24 protein-coding genes are annotated in these 23,687 nt (G+C 62.4%); 9 read left to right on the top strand and 15 right to left on the bottom strand.

From position 1 onward, the window contains the following. Window positions 1-5: 5 nt before the first annotated feature. The 13 genes from AC3WOE_RS04100 to AC3WOE_RS04040 all read right to left on the bottom strand — a co-directional run bounded on the left by AC3WOE_RS04100 (window position 6) and on the right by AC3WOE_RS04040 (window position 11,469). Entirely contained in the window at window positions 6-386 is a 381-nt protein-coding gene (locus AC3WOE_RS04100; protein WP_088481193.1) for a DUF2946 family protein, read from the bottom strand. Window positions 387-541: 155 nt separating this feature from the next. Continuing rightward, entirely contained in the window at window positions 542-892 is a 351-nt protein-coding gene (locus AC3WOE_RS04095; RefSeq protein WP_144397095.1) for a CzcE family metal-binding protein, read from the bottom strand. 144 nt (window positions 893-1,036) lie between these two features. Beyond that, window positions 1,037-1,354, bottom strand: a complete 318-nt coding sequence (locus AC3WOE_RS04090; RefSeq protein ID WP_144397096.1) for a hypothetical protein — start codon at window positions 1,352-1,354, stop codon at window positions 1,037-1,039. A gap of 301 nt (window positions 1,355-1,655) precedes the next feature. After that, window positions 1,656-2,951, bottom strand: coding sequence for a hypothetical protein (locus tag AC3WOE_RS04085; RefSeq protein ID WP_492688447.1), 1,296 nt, complete (start codon window positions 2,949-2,951; stop codon window positions 1,656-1,658). Then, window positions 2,941-3,672, bottom strand: a complete 732-nt coding sequence (locus AC3WOE_RS04080) for a hypothetical protein (protein WP_492688446.1) — start codon at window positions 3,670-3,672, stop codon at window positions 2,941-2,943. Before AC3WOE_RS04080 ends, AC3WOE_RS04085 begins: the two co-directional genes overlap by 11 nt. 32 nt (window positions 3,673-3,704) lie before the next feature. Beyond that, the gene (locus tag AC3WOE_RS04075; protein WP_492688444.1) at window positions 3,705-4,100 is read right to left on the bottom strand and encodes a hypothetical protein; all 396 of its coding nucleotides are present in this window, start codon (window positions 4,098-4,100) and stop codon (window positions 3,705-3,707) included. Continuing rightward, window positions 4,100-4,648, bottom strand: a complete 549-nt coding sequence (locus tag AC3WOE_RS04070) for a hypothetical protein (RefSeq protein WP_492688476.1) — start codon at window positions 4,646-4,648, stop codon at window positions 4,100-4,102. Before AC3WOE_RS04070 ends, AC3WOE_RS04075 begins: the two co-directional genes overlap by 1 nt. Continuing rightward, window positions 4,648-4,989, bottom strand: coding sequence for a zinc ribbon domain-containing protein (locus AC3WOE_RS04065; protein ID WP_492688443.1), 342 nt, complete (start codon window positions 4,987-4,989; stop codon window positions 4,648-4,650). The genes AC3WOE_RS04070 and AC3WOE_RS04065 overlap by 1 nt, the downstream gene beginning before the upstream one ends. A 39-nt stretch (window positions 4,990-5,028) precedes the next feature. Next, complete coding sequence (locus tag AC3WOE_RS04060) at window positions 5,029-5,370, bottom strand: P-II family nitrogen regulator (RefSeq protein ID WP_492688441.1); 342 nt, start codon at window positions 5,368-5,370, stop codon at window positions 5,029-5,031. Then, window positions 5,367-8,534, bottom strand: a complete 3,168-nt coding sequence (locus AC3WOE_RS04055; protein ID WP_492688440.1) for an efflux RND transporter permease subunit — start codon at window positions 8,532-8,534, stop codon at window positions 5,367-5,369. The genes AC3WOE_RS04060 and AC3WOE_RS04055 overlap by 4 nt, the downstream gene beginning before the upstream one ends. Window positions 8,535-8,547: 13 nt before the next feature. Then, a complete protein-coding gene (locus tag AC3WOE_RS04050) occupies window positions 8,548-9,729 on the bottom strand; it encodes an efflux RND transporter periplasmic adaptor subunit (protein ID WP_492688438.1) in 1,182 nt (393 codons plus the stop codon). Then, a complete protein-coding gene (locus AC3WOE_RS04045) occupies window positions 9,726-11,042 on the bottom strand; it encodes a TolC family protein (protein WP_492688436.1) in 1,317 nt (438 codons plus the stop codon). The genes AC3WOE_RS04050 and AC3WOE_RS04045 overlap by 4 nt, the downstream gene beginning before the upstream one ends. An 85-nt stretch (window positions 11,043-11,127) precedes the next feature. Further along, the gene (locus tag AC3WOE_RS04040) at window positions 11,128-11,469 is read right to left on the bottom strand and encodes a hypothetical protein (RefSeq protein ID WP_492688435.1); all 342 of its coding nucleotides are present in this window, start codon (window positions 11,467-11,469) and stop codon (window positions 11,128-11,130) included. A gap of 798 nt (window positions 11,470-12,267) precedes the next feature. Between AC3WOE_RS04040 and AC3WOE_RS04035 the strand changes: the two genes are divergently transcribed. Genes AC3WOE_RS04035 through AC3WOE_RS04020 form a run of 4 tightly spaced genes read left to right on the top strand, consistent with a single transcriptional unit; the run spans window position 12,268 to window position 14,724 of the window. Then, the gene (locus AC3WOE_RS04035) at window positions 12,268-12,855 is read left to right on the top strand and encodes a hypothetical protein (protein ID WP_492688434.1); all 588 of its coding nucleotides are present in this window, start codon (window positions 12,268-12,270) and stop codon (window positions 12,853-12,855) included. 14 nt (window positions 12,856-12,869) lie between these two features. Beyond that, window positions 12,870-13,382, top strand: a complete 513-nt coding sequence (locus AC3WOE_RS04030) for a GNAT family N-acetyltransferase (protein WP_492688433.1) — start codon at window positions 12,870-12,872, stop codon at window positions 13,380-13,382. After that, window positions 13,379-13,777, top strand: coding sequence for a hypothetical protein (locus AC3WOE_RS04025; RefSeq protein WP_492688432.1), 399 nt, complete (start codon window positions 13,379-13,381; stop codon window positions 13,775-13,777). Before AC3WOE_RS04030 ends, AC3WOE_RS04025 begins: the two co-directional genes overlap by 4 nt. Before the next feature lie 2 nt (window positions 13,778-13,779). Further along, window positions 13,780-14,724, top strand: coding sequence for a hypothetical protein (locus AC3WOE_RS04020; RefSeq protein WP_492688430.1), 945 nt, complete (start codon window positions 13,780-13,782; stop codon window positions 14,722-14,724). A 92-nt stretch (window positions 14,725-14,816) separates the two neighbouring features. Here AC3WOE_RS04020 and AC3WOE_RS04015 read toward each other — a convergent pair whose 3' ends face one another. After that, window positions 14,817-15,656, bottom strand: a complete 840-nt coding sequence (locus AC3WOE_RS04015) for a MipA/OmpV family protein (RefSeq protein ID WP_492688428.1) — start codon at window positions 15,654-15,656, stop codon at window positions 14,817-14,819. A gap of 102 nt (window positions 15,657-15,758) precedes the next feature. Here AC3WOE_RS04015 and AC3WOE_RS04010 point away from each other — a divergent pair, with 102 nt between their 5' ends. Then, entirely contained in the window at window positions 15,759-16,418 is a 660-nt protein-coding gene (locus AC3WOE_RS04010) for a response regulator (RefSeq protein ID WP_492688427.1), read from the top strand. Then, window positions 16,418-17,800, top strand: coding sequence for a sensor histidine kinase (locus AC3WOE_RS04005; protein WP_492688425.1), 1,383 nt, complete (start codon window positions 16,418-16,420; stop codon window positions 17,798-17,800). The genes AC3WOE_RS04010 and AC3WOE_RS04005 overlap by 1 nt, the downstream gene beginning before the upstream one ends. Here AC3WOE_RS04005 and AC3WOE_RS04000 read toward each other — a convergent pair. Further along, complete coding sequence (locus AC3WOE_RS04000; RefSeq protein WP_492688423.1) at window positions 17,794-19,167, bottom strand: hypothetical protein; 1,374 nt, start codon at window positions 19,165-19,167, stop codon at window positions 17,794-17,796. The genes AC3WOE_RS04005 and AC3WOE_RS04000 overlap by 7 nt on opposite strands. A gap of 21 nt (window positions 19,168-19,188) precedes the next feature. Between AC3WOE_RS04000 and AC3WOE_RS03995 the strand changes: the two genes are divergently transcribed. From AC3WOE_RS03995 to AC3WOE_RS03985, 3 genes are all read left to right on the top strand, one after another. Beyond that, a complete protein-coding gene (locus AC3WOE_RS03995) occupies window positions 19,189-21,750 on the top strand; it encodes a TonB-dependent receptor (protein WP_492688421.1) in 2,562 nt (853 codons plus the stop codon). A 128-nt stretch (window positions 21,751-21,878) separates the two neighbouring features. Beyond that, window positions 21,879-22,166, top strand: coding sequence for a PepSY domain-containing protein (locus AC3WOE_RS03990; protein ID WP_492688420.1), 288 nt, complete (start codon window positions 21,879-21,881; stop codon window positions 22,164-22,166). Between the two features lie 143 nt (window positions 22,167-22,309). Continuing rightward, window positions 22,310-23,674, top strand: coding sequence for an esterase/lipase family protein (locus AC3WOE_RS03985; RefSeq protein ID WP_492688419.1), 1,365 nt, complete (start codon window positions 22,310-22,312; stop codon window positions 23,672-23,674). The last annotated feature ends 13 nt before the right edge of the window (window positions 23,675-23,687 follow it).

The raw sequence follows: 23,687 nt of genomic DNA, 5'->3' as shown, positions 1-23,687 counted from the left end.
CCGAATCAGGCGACGCGCCAGTTGGGGCGTTCGAGGAGGTCAGGCCCGCGCGAACGGAAGGCCTGGTTGGACGCAGGGTCCAGAGTGAATGCGACGTTGTTGTCGAATTGCAGCGCGACGGGCACCAGCGGCTTCGCGAAGCTCAATTGGCAATAGCCACAGTCGTTGTCCCCGAGCAGCTTGCCGCCCTTGGAAGGCGACTTGTCGTCGAGATGCTTGCCGGACACCTTGGATCCGGCATCACCGGGTACCCCATGCTCATGGGCATGGTGACCGATGTGCGCCTTGGCAGGGATCTGCTCGTGCTGGCAATAGGCTGCCGCTGCCGACCAGGCGAACTGGACGGGCAGGATGAACAGCAAAAGGATGGTCAGCCAGCGACGCATGGACCGGATTGTGTCTTGAAACGGTTAAACGAGGGTGAATTGGCCTTGGCTGTTCCAGTGAAATCGTTCGCAAAGCAGCGGTGCTTCGCCTTACTGGAAGCTGTTCGCCCAGACCCGCGGTTCGTTTCCGACCGCGGATCGCAGGGCTCGGAGGGTCATGCGCCTTCGCTATCGGCGCGGGACACGTAGACCATCAACTTCTTGTCGGTGAAGCCTTGGGGCGCGATGTCGCGGACGTCGAGTGCGCGATGGCTGGCGGAACTGAATTTCCACGTGAAGCTCTTGCCCGCGCTCTGGAACGTCACCACGTCGCCGCAGTTCACGTTGATGGCCTTGCCAGCATCGACCTTGACCACACGCGCGCCTTGGGTGGCGGTGACGGCCTCGCCGTGGACCGACTTGCCGTTGAACATGCGGTCGTTCCCAGCGGCAGTACCTGCCTGGGCAGCGCCCACGGCGAACACAAGGCTGGCGATCAGGGCGGAGGCGGAAATGGTGCGGTTCATGAGAGTTCCTACTTCGGCGGACGGGTGACTCGGGAGAGCCACCTGAGGCGTTCACCATGGAAGGAACTTTAGAAATCCGTCCCCAACGGGAAGCGTGGCCTTCGCATTACAAATCCGTCATGTTGGCGCCAGCGTGACCCGCGGCTACTGTCCTTTGCATTTGCCGCTGGCCACCGTGTGCAGGTAGATCGCGAGCTGGACCAGGTCTGCCTTCAGGTCCTTGCGCGGCCCCAGGCAATCGCGCTTCTCGGTCCGAGTGATTGCAAGCGCGATGCGTTCGTCCTTCGACAGCCCGCCGAGCTGGAGTGCGACGCCAGCGCTATCGGCCATCCTGCGGAACTCCGGGCGCGCGCCGGCCATGGCCACGCCAAGATCAAGACGGATCGGCGGTGGCACGGTGCCGGGTTCAAGCTGTTCTGGCTCACCTGGCTGCTTGTCGGCATTTACATCCTGACCAGCCATTGGAGCCGTGCCCGACGGCTGCGCGTTGCTCGCGGCGCCCCTATTCCATCCCGTCCGTGAGCTTGCCGCTTGAGGCCTTCTAGCAGGGACGGCCGCGACGACCTCAGGTGCCGCGCGGCGCAGGGGTACAAGTCTGACGCTGATCGATGGGCCAGGGGCAGCTCCAACTTGAGGAATCCAACGCAAGTGGCTGGCGCTGAGCACGTGGATAAACAGACCACAGATCAACACTGATGCGGCGGCCGCGGTGGCTCGAACACGCCAGCCGGGTCTCGCCACCGCGTTCCAGTTCTCGGTAGGCCTACCGGAACCAGTCGTCATCCAGCACGTCCTTGCCCAACGCAATTTCCCGCTCAGCCTCGAGCATCACCCGGGAGATCTCTGAGTCAGGCAGCGTGACACGCACAAGGTGGGAACTTGAGACCGTCACAACGGCGTCCGGATGCGCCTCATGAACGCGGGGTTCGGCCAGGATCCGGGTTGTCTCCTTGTCCAAAGGGCTGTACGGCTTCATTTCCTCCACAGCCTCCCGGAATTTCATGAGCTGGTATTCGAGTTGGCGGCGAAGGTCGAGATCGATGTCGGCCTGGCGCTCAGCAAGCATCTCCGCGAAGGCGCTCGACTCGCGACCGACCTGATCGGCCAGCTTCTTCTCCGCCGCTTCGGCGTCTCGCAGCGCCCTCACTGCCGTCGAGATGCCTACATACAGGGATGCATACATCTGCGTGACTGGCATGTTGTAGTCAGGGGTCCCAATGCCCTGACGAGGCTTCACTTGTGAGCTCGACACCTGGTGATAGAACGTACCTGCGCCATAGGCATCCCTTGCCCATTCAAACCGCTGTCGGACGGCATCCAGTATCTGTGGATAGACCGTGCTCCAGACCCCACTGACGGCAGGCCCGCGGTCTTCCGTGAAAAGCCTGTTGACGGGGAGAACCGTGCACCGCCCCTGATCCGCCATCGCCTTGATCTCCCGCTGGTACCGCTGCGCCACCTCCGCGCCCCGGGCGTCGACGATCAGAATGAAGTGGCACTTGTCGAGTCCAACCTCTTCGAAGGCCTTGAAGATCTCGCTGATGGCGCGTCCCGATATGACCGTGTCTACAAAGATGAACTTCTCCGTTGGGAGCTTGCTGGGCAGCGCCGCCAGCCAGTTCCTCTTGGCCAGGTTCTCAACCAGTACTTTGTAGAACGTGAGGTAGGGATCGGTCCCGTCACGTCGAACGAGCGCCGCAAGAACGCGGCTCCAATAGCGTCGGATCGATGCGGTTGTCTGCGTCGCGTCCTGCGGGTCGGCCGAAAACGGCAGGACGAGCTTCTGGAGGAATGGCGAATAGGTCAGCTCGCTCATCTCCTTCAACCGCTCGTCATACGTCGGCAGCGATCGGACATCGAGCCGCCAGGCAGCTGCGGCGGCGCTGATGAATGGCACTGCGCCTCGGCTGGGCACGACCAGGTGCCTGTAGCCCTCCTTGACCAGCACGCGGATGTAGTCCGACAAATCTATCGACGCACGTGCGTAGTCGATCAGGTTGTCGGCGTTGAACTCGTTCTGCCAAAGCGCGGACAACGGGAGCGCTGTTTCATTCGTCACGTGTCACGTCCTCCTTTTCGCCATCGCCCGCGGGACGAGCGATCCCTTCTGCCAATACGACCCGAACCTCGTCCGTTTCCGGCTTCCCGAGCTGGACCAGCCACGCCGAAATCGGATTGGCCGCCCCACGCGGCTCGTCATCGGTAGGGTCGAACTCCAGACCAACCTTGGCATGCGTCCATAGCACGCCGGTCAGGTACAGAACGTCCTTGTAAAGCTGTTTCCTCGAAGAGGTCAGCAACTGCTGGTGTCGCTCCAAAGAGACCTCGCCGAAAGGGTTGGGCACGTGAAGGTGTTCGCCGGCGCGCTCGTAAATCTCGACGAAGCGCTCCAGGGTCTGCTTTTCCTTCGCCTCATTGAAGTGCCACAGGCCGTCGCCCATCACTTGGACGCTGCCAATCGGAATCGGAAGGAAGTGCGGCGTGATCTTCGAGAGTCGCCTCAGGATGTCCCCGACCTTCCAATCACGGGTGTAGTCCGGGTTGTCCTTGGCCTCCATCCGCAGCGCAGCGTAGCGCGCCTCGTCCGATGCAATGCCCGCGAAGGCCACCAGTTCAATCACCTTGCGCACTTGGAGCCAGGAGAACTCGTTGTCCGTGTCCAGAGTGAGCGTGCGGGACTTCTTGGCGCCCAGGACGCGGTTGACGGCGCGCAGGCGGCGTTTCACTTCCACCATGGCAGCGTGGTAACGCTCGTGGGCCTTTGCTCTGCTGTCGGTCATCGCATTTCTCCTCCAACGCGATTGGGTTCGACTCAGGGTGCAAGCAAGGAGCTCAGCAGGGCGGCGTTCCTGTACGCGACCATCAAGGCGTTCCGAGTAGTTCCGTCAGCGCGTCCTCCCACGACTTGCACGTTGGCCGTCTCGATCACCTGCTTGAGCTTGCGCGCTGAGTCGTGAATTTCGGCTTGGTCATGCTCGAGAGAGATCGCCAGACGGAGGATCTCAACGTGACGATCCGCGTCCTGGAGATGCACTCTCAACTGGCGCTGCCAGGGCTTGGTCGGTGGCGTCCGGTCGAGGAGCCCTCGCACGATCACATCAATATCGCCGATGGCCTTGCCGATCGCCTCGAAGTGCGCCGCCGCTGATTCAGGAGGAAGGTCGGGAACCATCTCCTCTTTCTCAATGTCTTGTCGCCTCTTGTCCATCATTCGTTTCCAGCCACCTTCACGTCGGCCACCAGCCGACTCTTCATTGCCCTACTCCGGATGGAGGCATCAGCCATCTCCAGGCGGTACCACTCGTTCCAGAACCAAAGGCTGCCGATCAACTCCACGAAGAGCACTTGGCCAGCCTCTCCGCGAACTTCGAGGTCGCCCCTGCCCTTTTTCCACTCAAAACCTAGTCGATGGGCGCCCGGCGCCAGGACCAACCTGATGAATGACGCCGGCGTTGTCGCCACCAGTGCCTCGCCATCGACACCGACGTTGACCACGTTCACCGCATCTCCCCATCGCTGGCGCACGATGTAGACGACGAGGCTGCCTGGAACGACCTCGAACTTCTTCGCGTGTGCGTCTGCCGACAGATCCGGCACGGGCCCTGGCGTGCAAGTAGGTCTCGATCCGGCGTGTGTCTTCACCTGGAAGCAGTAGCGGTCGTCGGGCGGCTTGCGGGGCATCCCTGCGCAGCCAGACAACGGCGGTCCGGCGATGGCCACGAGGCCTGCAATCGCAATCCGCCGGTCCATGACCATCACGGAGCAGGCTTGCCACATTGGTTGCAGAACCGCGCGCCTGGCGCGAACGGTGTGCCACAACCTTGGCAGGCAGTTGCAACCAGCTGGCCACCGCACGCGCTGCAGAACCGTGCCCCAGGCGCCCCGGGACTGCTGCACTTGGCACAGATCAAACCGCCGGAAACGGGCGCAGTCGGTTGGGGCGGTACGTTCTGCGCAGGCGGGTAGTAGCCGCCCCCGTGACCGCCATGGCCGCCATGACCTCCATGCCCACCCCCGTGAGAGCGTCCCCCTCCATGATGGCCGCCACCCCCGTGACCGCCGAGTCCGCCCTTCAGCAGTCGATCCAAGAATCCCATGTGTTGCTCCTTCGTATGGCGCGGAGTTCCCGCGCCGGTTCAATGAATTTCGTGCGCGGCGTCGATCGTCGTGACGTAGACCCAGCCAGCGGTACGCTGGCCCGTACGGGCCGACCTTCGAATCGCTTTGACAATCTCGTCGACGCAGTCGTCGTCGCAATGCAGTTCGAGCCGCACTTCGTTGACAACCGCCAAGCCGAGGTTCACGGAGAAGTGCTGTTCAGCGTCGTCGATCGGCGGAAGGGTTCCCTGCGACGGCGTGGCGCTCAGGTGGTAGTGATGCGGGTCGCCGTCCAGGATCTCCCAGGCCTTGGTGGACTTGATGGCGTCAATGACGTCTGCCGCGCGATGGCTATGGATGTAGGCCTTGATCTGCTTCATGTCGACTCCTCGGGTGGTTCTGGGTGGTGCACGCCAATCTCGTTGGCGACGTGCGGCGCGGCCGGCTGCCTTGCGGCTTGACGTGCTGCCGCGCGGGTCTCGGACCATTCGTAGATGAGCGGCAACAGCAGCAGGGTGAGCGCTGTCGACGTGAAAAGGCCGCCGACCACAACCGTGGCAAGGGGCCTCTGCGTTTCCGCTCCGACTCCAGTCGAGATCAGCATCGGAATGAGGCCCAAGATGGCCACCGAAGCCGTCATCAGCACCGGGCGCAGGCGGAGTGCTGCCCCGTGGCGAACTGCCTCGCGAATCGGCAAGCCCTGACGCCTCAGATCGTTCAGGAACGAGACCATCACGATGCCGTTCAGCATGGCCACACCGAACACCGCAATGAAGCCGATGGCCGACGGCACGGACAGGTACTGGCCGCTGATGAACAGCCCAACGATCCCGCCAATGATGGCGAAGGGCACGTTGGCGATGATCAGCGTCGCGTGCCGAACCGAGTTGAACGCGGTGTACAGGAGGATGAAGATCAAGCCGATGGTCAGCGGCACGATCACAGCCAAGCGCGCCATGGCGCGCTGTTGGTTCTCGAACGCCCCGCCCCATTCGACCCAGTAGCCGGGCGGCAGCTTCACGTTGGCTGTCAGTCGAGCGCCAGCCTCCTTGACGAAGCTGTCAACGTCCCGGCCTTTGACGTCCATCTGCAGGACGGAGTAGCGCTGCAACGACTCACGGCGCACGAACGAGTAGCCCTCGTCCAGCTCGATCTTGGCCACCTGCGAGAACGGGACTAGCGCGCCCTCCCCTGTGCGGATCGGAATGGCAGCGATCGAAGCCGGGTCGGCGCGGAATTCGTCGGCTAGCCGTACAGCGATATCGAAACGCTTGGTGCCGTCGATCAGCGTGCTGACCGTCGCCCCGCCGATACCCGCCTGAACCACCTCCAGGATCTCGTCGGCGTTGATCCCATAGCGCGCCGCGGATTCCCGATCGACCTTGATGACCAACTGCGGCTTGCCCTTGTTCGCCTCGGCCGACAGGTCGGCCACGCCAGGCACCTTGTCCAGCACGTTCTTGATCTCCGCGGTGAGTCGATCCAGCGTGTTCAGGTCCTCGCCATACAGCTTCAGCGCCAGCGTGGCGCGAACCCCTGAGATCAGCTCCTCCACCCGCATCTGGATCGGCTGCGTCGCGCCGAAGACCGCTGTCGGCACTTGCTTCTCGAGCGACTCTTGCATCTGAGAGGCCAGGGCACCGTAGGAGATCTTCTCCGTCCACTCGGACTGCGGCTTGAGCTCCAGCAGCACCTCCATGTAATTCACGTCCGACGTCTCACCGCGCTCAGCGCGGCCGATCGTCGCCAGTACCGTCTTCACCTGAGGGAAGTTCTTGCGCAGGTTGGCGTCCACTGCGTTCGACACCCGGATCGACTCATCCAACGATGTAGACGGAATTCCGGTGATGCGGAACATGATGGAACCCTCCTGCAGCTGAGGCATGAACTCCTTGCCCAAGAAGGGGAACAAGGCGACAGAGCCGATCAGCAGCACCACCGCGATGCCGACGACCAGGCGCTTTCTTTCAAGCGCCCAGTCCAACAGCGGCAGATAGACGCGCTTGGTGCGCGCCACGATGAAGGTGTCCTTTTCCTCTTTAGGCTTGAGGATCAACGCGGCGAGCACCGGCACCAGGGTCAGCGAGAGCAAGAGCGAGCCGGCCATCGCGAACGTGATGGTCAGGGCCATCGGCTTGAACAGCTTGCCCTCCAAACCGCTGAGGGAGAAGAGCGGCATGAAGACCACGATGATGATGAGGATGGCGAACGCGATCGGGTTGGCCACCTCGCGCGCCGCCTCAAGGATCAAGTGCGTCTTGTCGATCGGCCCGCCCGACTCCTTCGCGTGGGCCAGAAGCCGAAAGGCGTTCTCGACCATGACAACGGCCCCGTCCACCATCATCCCGGTCCCGATCGCAAGACCTGCCAGGGACATCAGGTTGGCGGACAGGCCGAACTGGTTCATCAGCAGGAAGGCGATGAGCATGGCCAGTGGCAGCGTCACGATGACGACCACTGCCGAGCGCACCTCGCCGAGGAACAGGAACAGGACAATCGCGACCAGCACCGAGCCCTCGACCAGGGCGCTCTCGGCCGTTTTCAACGCTTTGGCGACGATCTCCGTGCGGTCGTAGATCGCCTTGAGCTCCACCCCCTTGGGTAGCGCCGCCTGGGCGATCGAGATCTTGGCCTTCACCGCGTCGACGACGCTCTTGGCGTTCTCGTTGACGCGCGCTAGGGCCATGCCCAGGACGGTCTCTTTGCCGTTGCGGGTCACGGCACCGAAGCGCAGGGCGGGTGCTTCCTTCACTTCGGCGATGTCGCGGACGTAGATAGGCGCGCCGTTGCGCTCCTCCACGACGATGGTCCCTATGTCAGTGGTGCCCGTGACGAGCCCAAGGCCGCGCACCAGATACTGCTCCGCGCCGAGGTTGATGTACTGACCTCCGACCTGTTTGTTGTTGGCCGCCAGGCGCTCCATCACCTGTTTGAAGCTGAGGCCGTACTTGATGAGCTTGCGCGGATCGATCTGGACCTGGAACTGCTTCTCATGGCCGCCCCAGGAGATGACATCGTCCACACCTGGTGCAGTACGCAGGATCAGTCGCACCGTCCAGTCATGCAGGGTGCGCAGGTCCATCGCAGTCAGCTTGCTGTCAGCCGACTCGATCGTGTACCAGAACACCTGCCCAAGACCGGAGCTGTTCGGTCCGAGCACCGGCTCCCCATAGCCTTGCGGCAAGCGCTCCTTGGCCTCCTGCAGCTTCTCGCCGACCAGTCGGCGCGCGAAGTAGATGTCGACGTTGTCCTTGAAGTAGACGCCGACGTAGGACAGGCCAAAGAGGGAGACCGAACGCACCTCCTCCACGCCCGGGAGGCCTGCCATGGCGCCCTCTATGGGCGTGGTCAGCAGCTTCTCCACGTCCTCCGCGGCAAGGCCGGGAGACTCGGTATAGATATTGACCTGGATGGGGGTCACGTCCGGGAACGCGTCTACTGGCACCTCCCGGAACGCTTGTACCCCCAGCCCCACCAGCACGGTGAAGGCAACGATGACAAGGACCTTGTAGCGCAAGGACGCGTCGACGATGGCATTGAGCATGGTCGGCTCCTGCTCAGTGTTCGTCGCCGATCTGCGACTTCAGCACCCGTGCCTTGAGCGCGTAGGTGCCTGCGATCACGACCTGCTCGCCGACGGACAGCCCCGACTTCACGACCGTACGACCGGAGAGCTTGTCGCCGAGCTCGACGGCACGCTGCTCGTACCCGCCCTTGGCGAACACGAAGACGGTCGGCTGGCCCTGCATGAGGACGATGGCCGCGTCCGGCACGCTGATCGCCGTGGATGTCGGTGCGCCACCGCCGGTGTCAATGACGGCTCTGGCAAACATCTCTGGCTTGAGCCTGCCGTCCTTGTTGGCCACTTCGATGCGTGCCGGAATGGTGCGAGTTTCCTTGTCCAGCAAGCTCGCCACGTAGGTGACCTTGCCCTGGAAGGTCTGGTCTGGATAGGCCGCTACCGTCACACCAGCCGTAACGCCCGGCCTCACCTTGCCAAGCTGGTTTTCAGTGAGATTGGCTTCCACCCAGACCGTCGACAGATCAGCGACCGTGAAGAGCGGATCACTGGGCGTTCCCAGTTCGCCGACGGTGGCCTTCTTCTGCACCACGGTGCCCGTTAACGGCGCCGTCAACGGGAACGTGGATTCGACGCGGCTCAGACGCTTGGGGTCCACGCCCAGCAGCTTCAGCCGGTCCTCGGCGGCGCGCAGGGCGACTGCGGCGCGCTCGCGTTCGGCCTTGAGCCTCAGGAAGTCCTTCTGCGCAATGATCTCCTCAGCGTTCAGTGCGGATGCGCGCTTGAAGTCCGCCTCAGCCGCACGATCGGTGGACTGCGCCTGAAGCAGGGCCACTGACGCTTCACCGATCGCCAGGCTGTCCAGAGTGGCCAAGGGCTGCCCCGCCTTCACCTGATCTCCCAGATTGGCCGACACCCCGACGATTCGCCCTTCGACCCGCGGCGCGACGCGCGCGATACGGTCCTGGTTCACCCGGATCGTGGCTGTGACGCTGATGACGTCCGGTACCGACTTGTTCTGCACGGTCTCGTACTGAAGACCGGCACGCTGTGCCTCGTCGGGCGCCAACCTGAGCCCTTCGGGAGCGCTGGCCTTCTCCGACGGGGCCTCAGCAGCCTTGGCAGGATCAGGCTTGTCGGACTTGCCGCACCCGCTGACGGCCAAAACAATGGCCATCGCTGCGACCGATGCCAAGGTGGCGACTGGGCGGTTCTTCATGGTTGGGTTCCTTGATCCTCGGCAGGGACGCGCCCTGCGGCGTGTTCCAGGGCAATGCGGGTGGTCTGGAAATCGACCAGTGCGTCAATGAGGTCGCGTCGCGCGTCCAGCGTCTGCCGGTTCACGACGATGAGTTCCAGTAGGCCGATCTCCCCGGCGCGCTGTGACTTCAAGGACAACTGCTCGTTGTCCGCAAGCGTGGGCAGAACCGTGCCTTTAAGGCGTTGCACTCGCTGCTTGAGGCTCTGCAGTCGGTACCAGAGCACCCTGACCTGGCTGTCGAGGTCCCTGCGAGCCGCATCACGGTCGATCTGTGCCTGCGTCAGGTCCGTGGACGCTTGGCCGATGGCTGCGTCGTTGCGACGGAAGACCGGCAGGGGCAGGGACAGCGACAGCGTGGTGAGGCGCTCACGCGCGTCCATGCTCCCTTCCCGACCGACGTTGACGCCAACCGTGACGTCCGGATAACGCCCCGCCCGCTCGAGTCCAAGCTTGGAGCGAGCGCTGTCGACGCGCGCCGTCAGCGACCTCAGTCGCGGCTGCGAGGACGCCGTCGCAAGCAAGTCATCCACATTCGGCAGGCCTGCTTCCAGACCTCGCTCCAGGTCACCGGCAACCATAGGCAGGATGCGGCTGGTGGCCTGCATCGCGACACCCAGCTCCGCCGCCGCGTCATCGCGCTGCTCTTGCAGCATGGCAAGTTGGTTGTGCGCGCGCTCCGACTCGACGGCGGCCAGGTTGGCGTCGAGTTTGGTGTCCTCGCCGGCAGCCCTGCGCTTCTGAACGGCGTTTGCAGTTCCTTCAAACAGGCGCACCGCCTGTTCTTCGACGGTGATGCGCTGCTGCAGGCCGAGCACGCGGAAGAACTTCTGCGCCACCTCGGCGCGCACGTCGCGTCGCGTGGCCTCGATGTCTTCCTGGACGGCGGTGAGCGTGGCGCCAGCGATGTCGCGACGCAGGCCCTGCTGTCCGGCGATCTCCAAAGCCTGCGTGACGCCCGCACCCCACTCCCGCCGCCGGTCGGTCGGCAAACCTGCCTGAGGCACATCCCGCCGCGTACGGTCGACCGACACCTGCGGGTTGTTGTAGAGGGGCGATCGAGCTTCCCGGCGCGCGCCGTGAGCGGCGTCAAGCTGAGCCTGCGTGGCCCGCAAGGTGGCGTTGTTGGACTCCGCGATCTGCAGAGCCAAAGCCAGAGTCAGGTCCGGCCCTTTGCCGGCCGGCGCAGACGCCGGTTGTGCTGAAGCTTCCGCCCACCACATGGCAGCGGCCATGAGCACAACGCTGGAAAGTACCAGCGAACGCTTTCGCATCGAATTCTCCTAGTGGCATGAACCAACGGGGAATCCGACGAGACGTCGTCGAAGTCAGAGAGGGGATAGCGCGCGTCTCGCCGGATCAGGCGATGCGCGGTCTGTCAGGTCGTTCTGGCAGCCCAGGGATGTGGGACGGGTGCTCAAGCGGCTCCGCGAAGACATCCTGGTTGGGGGGTGTGTCGGCGGTGATCAGCACGTCCACGCTCGGAACGCTGAATCCGAAATGGCACATCTCGCAATCAGCATGCGAAAGGCTGGCTGCCTTGGTTTCCTTGGTCTGCGCCTGGCCGGAATGCTTGTGCTCGTGATGACCGAAGTGCTTCGCGGCAGCGCCGTTCTCGTGGCCGCAAAACCCGGATGCCGCAGCCCAGGTGAACTGCACCGGCAGGACGATCATCAACAGGATGACGAAGAGGCGTCTCACGTTTTGCAGTGTACCCATGGCCAACAGATTTGCCAGCCTCGCCCTTAGGGGCGGATCGCCCTGCCCCTGAGGGACAAGCATCGTGTCAGCCTTCTGGAGTGCTCGACGGACGTTTGCATGCTGGGCGGGCGTGTGGCAAATTCTCTGCTCCTGCATGTTTTGCAGGGCATCTTCTGGGTGCGGAAGGCTTCGTTCCAAAGGTACGGGGACTTCTGCCTCTGTAAAGAGCGAGCCAACTGAGATCGGTGCCGGTGTCCCACTCTCAGTTTGGCGCGATGAGCTTGAGGATCGGCAGGCAATTCATTGCTCCCGTATCTTGGCCGGCGCGCCATCAGACTTGGAAGAAGGCTACTGACACCGCTTGTACTTGGTGAATCGCTCTGCGATTTCACTGCATGAACGGCCGGCAGATGCTGGCCGTTTTTGCATTCACGTTCTGCCGAGGTCGCTCGGCGTGGCAGCCAGGTCTGCGCCCACGACGTCCGGGGGGAGTTTTGGCCCACCTTGCAGAGGTAGCCGATGTCCAAACTCGCGACGGCACCGCCCTCCCGCTCCTTCAGATCTTCAAAGAGGTCAGCGGCGCCAACGGATCGGCCATCGCGATCGCTCGACCATCGAAGTCCATAGCGGCGCTGACCGTCGCCTCCCGAAACCACGCTGCTTTGAATCGGCGTACTCGGGGCCGCCCCTTACGCGGTGATGCCCTTGCGGCGTATTCGGGTATGCCTGTCCATTGTTTTCTGCGCTTCTGCTAACGGAACTTTCCAGCAGCCCGGGCGACTAAATGGCGCTGTCTTCTTGCTCGTTGAGCCCGTCGGCTACGCCGACCGACCTGCAAGTTATGTATTCACCCCGGTGACCATCATGCCAACTCCTTCAAAGTCCGCGGTGCGCGAGGTTCTCGAGTCCATACGCCTGAAGGAGAGCTCAGCGCCTCAATCAGCGAACGAGCCGGATGCTGGACGTTCTCGCCAGCGTGCCGGCAGTACAGCCGGGATGGTCGATTACGCCAAATGCCGGCTCGTCTGGGATGCGACCAAAACGAAGGTCGCAGCCGAACTTAAGAAGCTCGAGCATGCGATCACGGAGGTCTACGGGAAGCGAGAAGGTTTTCCGCAGATTGCCGGCAAGCTACGGAAGCTGGACGGCGTGCTGGATGCATTCGCCGACGATCTTTCCGGCCTTTTCAACCGCTTGGCGGCCGGGCCGCAAGACTCAGACCGAGACTCACTGCATCGCGAGGCGGCTCGCCTGGTTCGCTTCTTCCATCGGCAGGCTGTCAGCGACCCCTTCATCGGCGAACTCGATTCGAACCCATTTGTTCCGGTCACGATACGCGCCACGCTTGAGCGGTCGCTGACTGATCTGTCCGGAAAACTGAGGTAGGTCGGGAGCACGCGATGGAGGTGAATGAAGTGATGGCAGGGCCGCATGTCGAACTGCCGCCTTGGCGGTTCGTTCGCTACGGACAGGATGACGCCCTCGACGCTGCAGCTCGCCGCCTCTTCCTGGCGCAATGGCCAGGTTGCCATTTGCCGCGCTGCGAGGGTTCAGACCTGCCCTTCACAGCGATTGCGCTGGGTGACCACCAAGTCATGGCTTGCGCAAGCGTCGTGCGAACGTTCTTGCCTGAATCCGGTCGGCTCGCTACGTGCCTCTCCAACCTGGTCGTCGCCTTCCCCCACCGACGACAAGGCCTGGGTCGCCGGCTCGTCAGCTGGCTGATGCAAGAGGCTGCGGAGGTGGGTGAAAGAAGGCTTTACGCGGTCAGCGCGCAACGCGCCTTCTTCCAAGCTATCGGGTGGAGTCTCGTTTCAACGGAGCAGAAATCGGCCGCAAGCGCGTCGTCGCAGGACGCCGAAGCCGCACAGCTCTTCGAATCGCACTGGAATAAGCAATGGAGCGCGATATGAGTGATCGAAAGAAACAAGATGCATGGCTGATGACGGCCCTTGACGTCCCCTTGGAGGTGATAGTTGAGGCCGTTGGCGAGTCTTCGGAACAGGACCGCGTCGGCACTTTGGTATGGGAAGGTGCCTCCTTGCGCGCTCAATCGGCGCTTCGTCAGTTGGCTGCGGAAATGGACCGACGCGGTGGAAGTGACTACCAGAAGGCTGCGGCCATGGTGCGCAGTGCTCAGGAGAAGCTTGCCCAACCCCTCGACTCCGCCAAAAGCGTCGCTCAGATGAAGTCTTGGATCCTCACCGACGAGTTGATATCAGGGTGTGATGACGTCCTTCACCTGACCGATCCACTGCTGGTCGCCGTCGATCGTCTTGCGACGACCTTTCAATCTAAGGGAGCTTGACCATGGAAGCGCCTGACGCAGCAAGAATTGTTACGGACCGACTGGTCGGAGGTTCTCGAAAAGGCGGCGGCGGTCGCGATGACGGCGATGACGACCGGAAGAAGAAGCTTCCCATTGAAATCATGAGCGACGCTGACGAAGCTGTCGCCACGGAAGCTGCCGCTGCCTTGTTTGAGCTGATGAAATTGTTGGAAACCGAGCTTCACCCCTACGGCTTCAACCTGGACATCTGGCTGGAGAGGTACACGTTTGAATCTCCTGAACTGTCCGAGTTGGTGGAGCAGATCATGAGCATCGCGAGCCCGGAGTTGCAGCATGCCTTGCAACAAGAAGAAGATGACCTAATCCATGAACGTGCGTCGGTCGAGCACATGCGTCGTCTCGCCCGGAAGTGCAGGGACATGTACGACACGTTGATGGTCTTTCTTGCCAACGCGCAGCGTTTGTACAGAGAGCTCCAGAGGCGGCGTGCTGCTGAAGCGGAGGAGAAGTCTGGCGCGAGCAGCAGTTCCAGTTCAAGCTCAACCAATGAAGGCGGATTCAACTTTGTTGCCGCCCTGCAAGGGCTTGAAGCCAACCACGACAAGAAAAAGTGGCTTGCGGCTGTCAAGGAGACCGGCAAGGGCGCAAAGTGCATCTACGTCGACGCGGACCTGATCAATCGCATCAAGAGTCTCTTTGAGCAGTACTCCAAGGATTGGGATGCTGCTTCAGTAGACGGCTTCAAGGGCATGAAGGTGGACAAGTTCCGGCGCATGACAGCTGCGCTTGAAGAAATCATTGGCCTGCTTGTCTCCTCGAGCAACATCCTGACTCATGCTTCCATCGGCCCTGGCTCTGCCTTCTTTGACATGATGATGCGCCTGCTGAAGCAGAGCTGTGGAAGCCGCGAAGTTTTGACGTTGGCGCAATGGTGGATGTCCATCGCAAAGCCCTCGAAGAAGTGAGTGGTGCGGCTTCCAGGCAGGTGCTGCCCGCATAGGCGACTCCGCTTGTCGGGCCCGCTTGCTCTAGATGCTTGCTTTGCCCGCGCTTCCTTTCACCACTTGCAGCAGCGATAGGCGAGCCCAAGCCCCGCAGACACGGAACTGGTGTTCACCGTCAGCGGGCTGGCCGCCGCATCTCCCAGCAGACGAGAAGCGCCCACATTGCCGAACAAGATCCAGCTGGGTGTCAGTGCGGTGATGAAGCCCGTGCCGGCATAGACATTCCGCACTCCGTTACCGGCCATAAAGACCGGAAGCTTGGAAGTCACTGACTGCTCCGGCGTGATGCCGAAGTAGGTCTGCATGTTCTGTCGATTCGCCATGGATAGACCGACTCCGGCTGACCACTGGACGTTCTGACCCAGCCTGCGGTGGTAACCCACGTCGAAGCTCCCGACGGCACCGCCCTTGCGACCCAGCAGGTCTTGGGAGACGTTGGCGCTGACATCCCAGTTGTCGCTCAACCGGTATCCGACGAAGACACGCCCCCGCAAGGTCCGCTCGACGTCTGGAAGTCCGTTCAGCCGCGGCGAGTCGCCCGACTGCCGTCCGCTGTCGATGCGCAGGGCTCCGCCAAACCGGAACCGCTTTCCGTCCACGAGAAGGGCACTGGCGCCTGGCCCTTGGGGATCCGAGGCAAAGTTCATCGCGGCGGCCGAGCGGGACGTGCTCAGCCTGAACCTTCCCCACTGGTACGCCCAGAGGGGCCGGATCTTCAGCACCCGTCGGTCAGAACCTTCGTACTCAGGCTGCGACAGCGCCATGGCGCCGAGCAGGTAGTTGTGTTGGGAGGTCTTCTGGTCATCCTCATCACCAGCTAGGGCTGGCACTGGCAGGGTCAGGGCAAGGACGCATGGGAGCGTGCGAAACAGGGGACGATGGGGCGAGATCATGGCCCATCGTCGAAGTCCGAGGCTTAAGCCGGCCTTAAGAAACATCACGGGACCATGTCAGCTCGATATCTAAGATGCGCCCGTTGAGGCAACAAGAACGACATGCGCCTGCTATTGGTCGAAGACGACGAGATGGTCGGCAAGTCCCTGCAGCGGGGTCTGGTTCAGGCTGGGTTTTGCGTCGACTGGGTCCGTGATGGCCGCGAGGCCGAACTGGCGCTTGGCCACGGCATCCATGACTTGGCCATCCTCGACCTCGGCTTGCCCAAGATCGACGGCATGCAACTGCTTGGGAAGCTTCGGAGCCGTGGCAACGGCATGCCGGTTCTCATCGCGTCCGCGCGAGACCACGTCCGGGACAAGATTGCAGGACTCGAAGCCGGCGCCGACGACTACGTTCTGAAGCCCTTCGATCTCGACGAGCTGATCGCCCGCGTCCGCGCCTTGTTGCGCCGGCACGCCGGCAGCAGCACTCCCATATTGCGATGCGGCGCGCTGATGCTCGACCCTGCCAAGCGCATCGTCACCCTGCAAGACCAACCTGTTGATTTATCCGCCCGCGAATTCGGGCTCCTGGAGGCGCTGATGCTCAGACCTGGCACCGTGATCTCGAAGGAGAAACTCGAAGAGTCCATCTATGGCTGGGGGGAAGAGATCGCCAGCAACGCCATCGAGGTGCACGTCCACAACCTGCGTCGCAAGGTGGGATCAGAGCGCATTCGCAATCTACGTGGGGTCGGCTACCGCGTGGCGGAGGCCTGATGCGCTCCCTTGAACGCGACCTGCTGAAGTGGATCGTCGGCGCTCTGGCGCTCGGCACAGTGCTGCTGACCGCAGTAGCCTACTGGGTGACGCTGCAGGAAATGCGCGAGGTCTTCGACGCCGAACTGAAGACCATTGCCGAAGGCGTGGCCCGGATGCACCAGGCCAACCGAGATTGGAGCGCCAGTGCCGCCCTCCCCATCCGAACCGATGAGCCGGACGATTCAGAGATCGTCACGCAGAGCTGGAGGGCGTCCGGCAGGCGGCTCTTCATCTCTGACCCACGCGTCTCACTGCCGTTCGCTGCGGAAAGCGGCCACAGCGAGCCCATCGTTCGCGGTGACCGTTGGATCATGCATACCGTCGTCGGCCAGAACTACGTTGCACAGGCCGCCCAGCGCCAGTCTCAAAGAGAGCAAATGGCGGGCGAATCGGCCGCACAGATTGCGACGTTGATGGTCGCGCTGGTGTCCGGAGTCGGCGTGCTGCTGGTGCTCAGTCTTCGACGAGGTCTTGCGCCGCTAGACGTTGCCGCTCGCGACATCGCCACCCGCAGCGCTGGCGCGCTCTCCCCTATCCCTGCCGGCGAAACGCCCCGCGAACTGATGCCGGTCATTGATTCCACGAACGAGCTTCTACGGCGCCTGACCGACTCCTTCTCTGCCCAGCGCCGGTTCCTTGCCGACGCGGCGCACGAACTTCGCACGCCCATCACCGCCCTCAGACTGCAACTGCAACTGCTTCAGCGCAGTCAAGACGAGCAGTCCCGACAAACAGCCCTCGAGGACCTGGAGGCGGGCATCAACCGCTCTCAGCACCTCGTCGAGCAACTGCTAGAGATCGCACGCAGCGAGCGGGATGTCGAAGCCATCCGGACGCAGCCCATCGACCTGGGCTCTCTTGCGCGCAGCGTGGCAGGCACGTTCGCTGTGCGGGCCGACGCGCGAGGCGTTGATCTTGGCGTGCGTGTCCGCGATCGGCCTGTCATCGACGGCGATCTCATGCAGCTCACCGTACTCTTGAATAACCTCGTCGATAACGCGTTGCGCTATGCCCCGGGCGGCGCCGTCGACATTGAGGTCGTCACGGAGACGGCTCAGCCGGTTCTTCGCGTCATCGACAACGGCCCTGGCATCCCCGCGGAAGAACGGGAACGGGTATTTGACCGCTTCTTCCGTGGCGTGTCCGGCAGCAACGATCCTGGCGGCAGCGGCCTTGGCCTGTCCATCGTTCGAGCGATCGCCGAGCGCCACGGTGCCGAGGTGGAGTTGGACTGGGGCCGCCAAGGCCGAGGCTTGGCGGTCACCATCGTCTTCATTCCCCGCGCTTCAGGCGCACTTCCCCACAGCGATGCAATGCCACCCTCACCGCCCGCTCACTGAATTTGCACCCCGGCGTACTTGGTGAACAGAACATCGCCGACGATGCCGGCACCACGTCCGCCGCCAATGAGCATGGCGACGTCGTCCAGCACGAGCTGGCCACTCGACCAGTCCTTGCGCAGTTGCTCGGCAAGGCCAGACGCGCAGTCTTGGACTGCTTGAAAACCCTCGTCGCTGATGCCATGGATGGCTGTGTCATCTTGTCGCAGCAGCGCTTCGAAGCGAGGCGCGAACCTTGCCACCCGCGGATCCAGGCGGACTGATTCCAAGATATGGCCGGCCAGGTTGAAAGCGCGCTGCACAAGCTCGCCTTTGATCGCCGACAGGACTGCTTCCTTATCGGCCTCAGAGCTGGCGTTCTTCGCCTGCAGGCGGTCGATGATGTCTTGGGCCTGCCGCTCGCGCATATGGTCTTCGATCTTGACGATCAATCGGCCAAAAGCCTGCTGCACGCCACCATCCTGCATCGCCTTCTGAGCAACCTCTTCCGCAAGCTGTGCCGGAATGAATGCACCGGCGGCAAACTCCGTTCTTGACTGATCTTGAGGCTGTCCTTCGGCCAGCGGGTCGATGTCGATGACCACGGCATTTGAAGGGGCCTTGTCCAGGTCGACCTTCCCCATCTCAGCGACAAACGAGATCGTCGAGAAGAAGCTCAACCGTCCATATATCCGCCCAGACTCTGGATCGACGCCAAGAAGTACCTGGTGTCCGAACTTGAACGCGTTGGTCGGATAGGCGTCGGCCTTCTCGAAATCCCACCGCACTCGAGTCGTTGAATCCTTGCCCAACGTGTAAGCCTTGAAGGCATCTATGGCTGCGCTGCGCGCCAATTCTGGGAACTCCTGCGCCAGGTAGGTCTGCAAGATGTAGCCCGCAGCTCTGAGGCCATCGCCGGATCCCAGCTCAAGCCCTTGACGTAGCTGGCCGACGATTCGAGGCGTGCGCTTAGGCTTCTCATTGTGGAGAAGGACCCCACGATCTCGCATGTCATCGATCTTCGCCCATGCATCCTTCTTGCTGAGCATGCTGAGCTGCTGCCTGACGCTTCCGTCCGCTTGTGGCTCTTCCCGAATGATCCGTGGAGCGGTGAGTGCCGCTCGGCCGCCAACGACGTTCATCGGCAAACCCGTCCCCACTTCCGTCGTCTTGACTGGGCGAACCTCGTTCGTTCGATCGGATTTCACTTCGAGAAGTGAGTTCAGCGGCTCGAGCTGCTGTGCGAGCAGTGCCACCAGCCCCGAGTAGGCCGTGTTGTGGGTATCGCAATAGATGGATTTGTTCTTGCGCTTGCCACCGAGGGCCGCTGGAAAGATGTGCTCCGCTGATCCAGCGTAATTTCCACAAATGATGCAGTCGCGTCCCACCCTCGTCCTCCATTTCGGCTGTTGTGGAATGAATGTACCCAGCCGTCGTTCGAACGGAGCCACTGTGAGCGCAAAGGCACCGAAACAACCAATTTCCGGCAGTCGGCACTCGCGCCAACCCACCCAATCCGTCATGCCAGTGGCCTTTCCCACTCTCCGTCGCTAGGCTGCGCGGCGCATGAGGCGATCCACGCCTCATGCATCGACAGACCAGTTGTCGAGGGCTTTCGCCCGAGGCCCCCAGCCCGGCCGCCCGAATCCCATTTCCATTTCCATCAACAAGACGGCCAAGCCATCGCCAGGCCGCGTGGGCAGCGCTTTGCCGCCCCAGTCCCAGAGGAGTTCCTCATGTCCCGAAAGAACACCAAAAAAGCACATGCGCTGCTGCCCGTCGGCGCCCTCGCCGCTGGCTTCGGCCTGGCCTCTACGTCCTTCGCGCAGGTCCCGTCCGCCCCGGCTGCCGCCGCCTCCGCGCCAAAGACCGAAGCAACCACTCTTCCGACAGTGCGCGCCAGGGCCAGCGCGGAGCCCCAGGGCAAGGATGCCTACCAAGCCACCGAGACCCGCATCGGCAAGGGCAAGCAGGACATCCGTGATATTCCCCAATCCCTGACGGTCATCACCGAGAAGGTCATGGATGACCGCGGCTTGACCAGCGTCAAGGAAGTTCTGAAGAACACATCCGGCATCACCTTCCTGGCTGCGGAAGGCGGCGAGGAAGACATCAAGATCCACGGCATCTCGCTGCAAAGCACGGGTGATGTCTTCATCGACGGCATGCGCGACCCGGCCTTCTACGACCGCGACACCTTCTTCATGGACAAGGTCGAAGTCCTGCGCGGCTCCGCTGGCCTGCTGTTTGGGCGTGGCTCGACAGGCGGCGCCGTCAACCAGGTCAACAAGCAAGCGCGACTGGCCAACGAAAACCAGGTGGATGTCTCTGTCGGCAGCCACAACGCCGTCCGGGCTGTGGGCGACTTCAACCTGCGCACCGGCGAAAACGCAGCTGTTCGTATTGGCACGATGGTCAACGAGGCCGACAGCAACGGTGCCGGTACCAAGATCAGCAAGGCGGGCATTGGCGGCACGGTGCGTTGGGGCATCGACGAGCAGGACGAGTTCAGCCTGACCGGCTTCGCGCTGCAGAACGACAACGGCATGAACTTCAACGTGCGCTGGATCCGTCCCACGGCGGCATCTTCTGCCAGCGACACCACGCTGCTGCCTGTCGATCCCAACACGTACTACGGCATGGCCAGCGACTTCAACAAGGGCTCGGCGCGCTATGTGACCTTCACGCACACGCGACGTATCGCGCCAGGCGTGGAGCTGCTGACCAAGGTTCGCACCGCCGACTACACGCGCGACCAGCGCGCCACGCTTTGGAACTTCGGCGGCGCGGCCCTCCAGCCGGGTGGCCAGCCCGTCTCCCTCGCAACATTGAGCGACAAGACCGTTCTCACGCGCGGCCTGCAGATCAAGAAGCAGGACATGCAGACTTTGACCGCACAAAGTGACCTCAGCGCCAAGTTCAAGGGCATGGGCTTTGAGCATTCGCTCCAGGCGGGAGTGGACTTCGCCAACGAGAAGAAGCAGGTCTTCGCGTCCAACGGCTCCAATCCTGCCAAGCCCAACACCACGATTGGCACACCGTACGACGGCGCTTCCATCAATGAAGACGTTCGGACCTTCCGTACCGGCAACGACTACACCTCCAAGGCGTACGGCGTGTACTTCCAGGATCTGATCCAGCTGGCACCGGCATGGAAGGTCCTCGCCGGCCTGCGCTACGACAACCTGGACGGCAAGTACAAGCAGTACTCGGCTGCCGTACCGCCGGTGACCACCTCCTACCGAATGAAAATCTCGGAGATCAGCAAGCGCGCCGCTGTGCTGTTCCAGCCTAACGAGCAGTGGTCCTTCCACCTGATGGGCGCCACGTCCTTCAACAGCTCCGGCGACACCTACTCGCTGAGCGCTGCCAACGAAAACGTGCCGCCAGAGCAGTCGGTCAATGTCGAGCTGGGCGCCAAGTGGGATTCCGCCGACGGCAAGCTGAGCGCGCGCGCTGGCATCTTCCGCAACACCAAGCTGCACGAACGGAACACCGACCCGCTAATCAATGCGGTGGTGCTCTCGGGCAAGCGCCACGCTGCCGGCCTGGATCTCGATCTGGTCGGCCGCGTCACGGCGGAGTGGGAGATCTTCGCCAACTTCACCTGGATGCCGGTGTCCAAGATCGACGTAGCCGCGCCGGGCGCCGAAGGCCAGGGTGCACGTCCGTCGCTCACACCGCAGTACTCCGGCAGCCTGTGGACCACCTACCAGGCCTCGCCCAAGCTTCGCTTCGGTGGCGGCCTGAATGCTCGCAGCAGCCAGCAACCGTTCCGCAATCCCGGCTTCTATGCCCCAAAGTTCGTCACGGCTGACGTCATGGCCGAGTACGCGGTGCAGGAACCGTTGCTCTTCAAGCTCATGGTCAGCAACGTCGCGAACAAACGCTACGCCGACGCGCTCTACCCCACGTTCTACGTTCCCGGCACGGGGCGCGTGGTGACGGTGACCGGCAGCTACAAGTTCTGATGTTGTGAATGGCCCGGGCCCGCGAGGCTCGGGCCGGTTTGCCGTGCAGCACATTGGCGCCGAAGATCGATGCCTACACACCGGCGCCCAAAACTCCGCCCGTCTTCCCGCCATCGATGGAAAGGCCAATGATGAAGCTCCTTGCCTCCCTGCTCCTCGCGCTTGCGGCCTCGACCGCCCATGCCCACGTCGACGTCTCTTGCCCTGCCATTGCCAAGGAAGAGAAAAAACCGCAGACAGAACTCCAGAAGAAACTCGAGGGCGACGGCTGGAAAGTCAGCAAGATCGAGGAAGCCAACGGTTGCTACGAGGTCCACGCCACCGATGGCAAGGGCGCCGAGGTCGAGGCCTTCTTCAATCCCAAGACCTTCGATCGTGTGTATCCCCGGGCCGAGAAGTCCGTGGGGAAGAAGTGAATCCTCTAGAGCGCAGGCCGGCTTTCGTTGCCGATCTCCTCAAAGTTGAGGGCGTGGCGCGCCCCAGCTGGCTGCCGGAAATGACGCCGCGCTAACGGCGGGCCTACAGTCTCCGGGCACAGCCAGAACTGGAGTGAGAACCCATGAGACAGGTCCTTGTATTGCACGGTTGGAGCGACCAGTCCGGATCATTCCGGGAGCTCAGCAAGAAGCTTCAGGACAACGGCTTTGACACGCTGGACATCTGGCTCGCGGACTACGAGTCCATGGATGACGATGTCACGATTCCCGACATCGCCAAGCGCATGGAAGAAGTCATATCCGGACTGGTCAACGCCGGAACGTTGACTGCTCCGTTTGACATGGTCGTCCACAGCACGGGCGGCCTGGTATCCCGCCAATGGCTGGTCTTCTACGACCGGATGCGCAAGCCGCGCTGGCTGAAGCGCCTGGTCATGCTGGCGCCGGCGAACTATGGCTCCGCCTTGGCGGCCAAGGGCAAGTCCTTCATCGGTCGCGTGACCAAAGGCATCAGCAACGGCTTCCAGACCGGCACGCAGGTCTTGAACGCACTGGAGCTCGGTTCTCCTTACCAGTGGGGCCTTGCCCTCTCGGATGTGCTGACGACCGACGGCAGCCTAGGCGATCCCTCGCCGACTTACGGCGAAGGCGGATGCCTTCCTTTTGTGCTCTCCGGCATCAAGGGCTACTCCGGCATCCTGATGAAGATCGTCAACGAAGACGGAGCTGACGGCACCGTCAGGGCCCCTGCAGCCAACCTGTCGGCATACGGAGCTACGCTGGACTTCACCGTCAATGAACAGGACCCGGACTTCACTCCCTGGAAACCACGTGACAACCTGGCGCCCTACGCTTACCAGGCGCTGGCAGATGAGGACCACACCTCGATCAAGAGTGCCAGCGGTGCCGACACACTGAACCTCATCATCCAAGCCTTGAAATGCAAGGACGTCGCCGAATATCGCAAGATCCAAGAGACATGGAGCACGGCGACGGATGCACTTGAGGTGGCGAAGGACTCGTCTCGCCACCGCTTCTTCATGCTCAACACATTCGTCGTCGACGACCTCGGCAACCCCGTCGACGACCACTTCATCGAGTTCTACGGCCCGGATCACGAGACGAACTCGGCGCCGATGATGTACTTCCACGACAAGGTGATTCGAAACGTCCACCAGAACTCAACCCAAGCGGGCTGCAGGTGCTTCTACCTGGACCGCACGGAGCTGATGAACGGCTTCTATGCCAGCATCGCCGGGAACGCGAAGAAGGAGCTGCTGCTGAGCATTTCAGCTGCGCCACCGGGGCCCAACAGCCGCTACTTCAGTGCGGAGGGCGGCGATTCCCAGGGGTTCAAACCTTTGCACCTCTTTGACGACACCCACCCAGAAGCTCGTTGGCTGAAGCGCTACAGCACCCACTTCCTGAAGATCATCATTCCTCGCCGCCCGAACGCGCAGGTCTTCCGGCTGACGCAGTACGTCTGAGACAAGTCAGCGT

Source organism: Roseateles sp. FW305-36, assembly GCF_058787015.1.
Note: the sequence above shows the minus strand (reverse complement) of the source record. Positions and strands in the feature narration are given on the sequence as shown.

What these genes read in the sequence shown, in the direction of transcription:
- AC3WOE_RS04065 (WP_492688443.1), bottom strand. Translation starts at nt 4,989, where the DNA reads ATGGGATTCTTGGATCGACTGCTGAAGGGCGGACTCGGCGGTCACGGG.
- AC3WOE_RS04090 (WP_144397096.1), bottom strand. Translation starts at nt 1,354, where the DNA reads ATGGCTGGTCAGGATGTAAATGCCGACAAGCAGCCAGGTGAGCCAGAA.
- AC3WOE_RS04060 (WP_492688441.1), bottom strand. Translation starts at nt 5,370, where the DNA reads ATGAAGCAGATCAAGGCCTACATCCATAGCCATCGCGCGGCAGACGTC.
- AC3WOE_RS04080 (WP_492688446.1), bottom strand. Translation starts at nt 3,672, where the DNA reads ATGACCGACAGCAGAGCAAAGGCCCACGAGCGTTACCACGCTGCCATG.
- AC3WOE_RS04025 (WP_492688432.1), top strand. Translation starts at nt 13,379, where the DNA reads ATGAGTGATCGAAAGAAACAAGATGCATGGCTGATGACGGCCCTTGAC.
- AC3WOE_RS04010 (WP_492688427.1), top strand. Translation starts at nt 15,759, where the DNA reads ATGCGCCTGCTATTGGTCGAAGACGACGAGATGGTCGGCAAGTCCCTG.
- AC3WOE_RS04095 (WP_144397095.1), bottom strand. Translation starts at nt 892, where the DNA reads ATGAACCGCACCATTTCCGCCTCCGCCCTGATCGCCAGCCTTGTGTTC.
- AC3WOE_RS03990 (WP_492688420.1), top strand. Translation starts at nt 21,879, where the DNA reads ATGATGAAGCTCCTTGCCTCCCTGCTCCTCGCGCTTGCGGCCTCGACC.
- AC3WOE_RS04075 (WP_492688444.1), bottom strand. Translation starts at nt 4,100, where the DNA reads ATGGACAAGAGGCGACAAGACATTGAGAAAGAGGAGATGGTTCCCGAC.
- AC3WOE_RS04020 (WP_492688430.1), top strand. Translation starts at nt 13,780, where the DNA reads ATGGAAGCGCCTGACGCAGCAAGAATTGTTACGGACCGACTGGTCGGA.
- AC3WOE_RS04030 (WP_492688433.1), top strand. Translation starts at nt 12,870, where the DNA reads ATGGAGGTGAATGAAGTGATGGCAGGGCCGCATGTCGAACTGCCGCCT.
- AC3WOE_RS04050 (WP_492688438.1), bottom strand. Translation starts at nt 9,729, where the DNA reads ATGAAGAACCGCCCAGTCGCCACCTTGGCATCGGTCGCAGCGATGGCC.
- AC3WOE_RS04015 (WP_492688428.1), bottom strand. Translation starts at nt 15,656, where the DNA reads ATGATCTCGCCCCATCGTCCCCTGTTTCGCACGCTCCCATGCGTCCTT.
- AC3WOE_RS03985 (WP_492688419.1), top strand. Translation starts at nt 22,310, where the DNA reads ATGAGACAGGTCCTTGTATTGCACGGTTGGAGCGACCAGTCCGGATCA.
- AC3WOE_RS04070 (WP_492688476.1), bottom strand. Translation starts at nt 4,648, where the DNA reads ATGGTCATGGACCGGCGGATTGCGATTGCAGGCCTCGTGGCCATCGCC.
- AC3WOE_RS04045 (WP_492688436.1), bottom strand. Translation starts at nt 11,042, where the DNA reads ATGCGAAAGCGTTCGCTGGTACTTTCCAGCGTTGTGCTCATGGCCGCT.
- AC3WOE_RS04055 (WP_492688440.1), bottom strand. Translation starts at nt 8,534, where the DNA reads ATGCTCAATGCCATCGTCGACGCGTCCTTGCGCTACAAGGTCCTTGTC.
- AC3WOE_RS04100 (WP_088481193.1), bottom strand. Translation starts at nt 386, where the DNA reads ATGCGTCGCTGGCTGACCATCCTTTTGCTGTTCATCCTGCCCGTCCAG.
- AC3WOE_RS04005 (WP_492688425.1), top strand. Translation starts at nt 16,418, where the DNA reads ATGCGCTCCCTTGAACGCGACCTGCTGAAGTGGATCGTCGGCGCTCTG.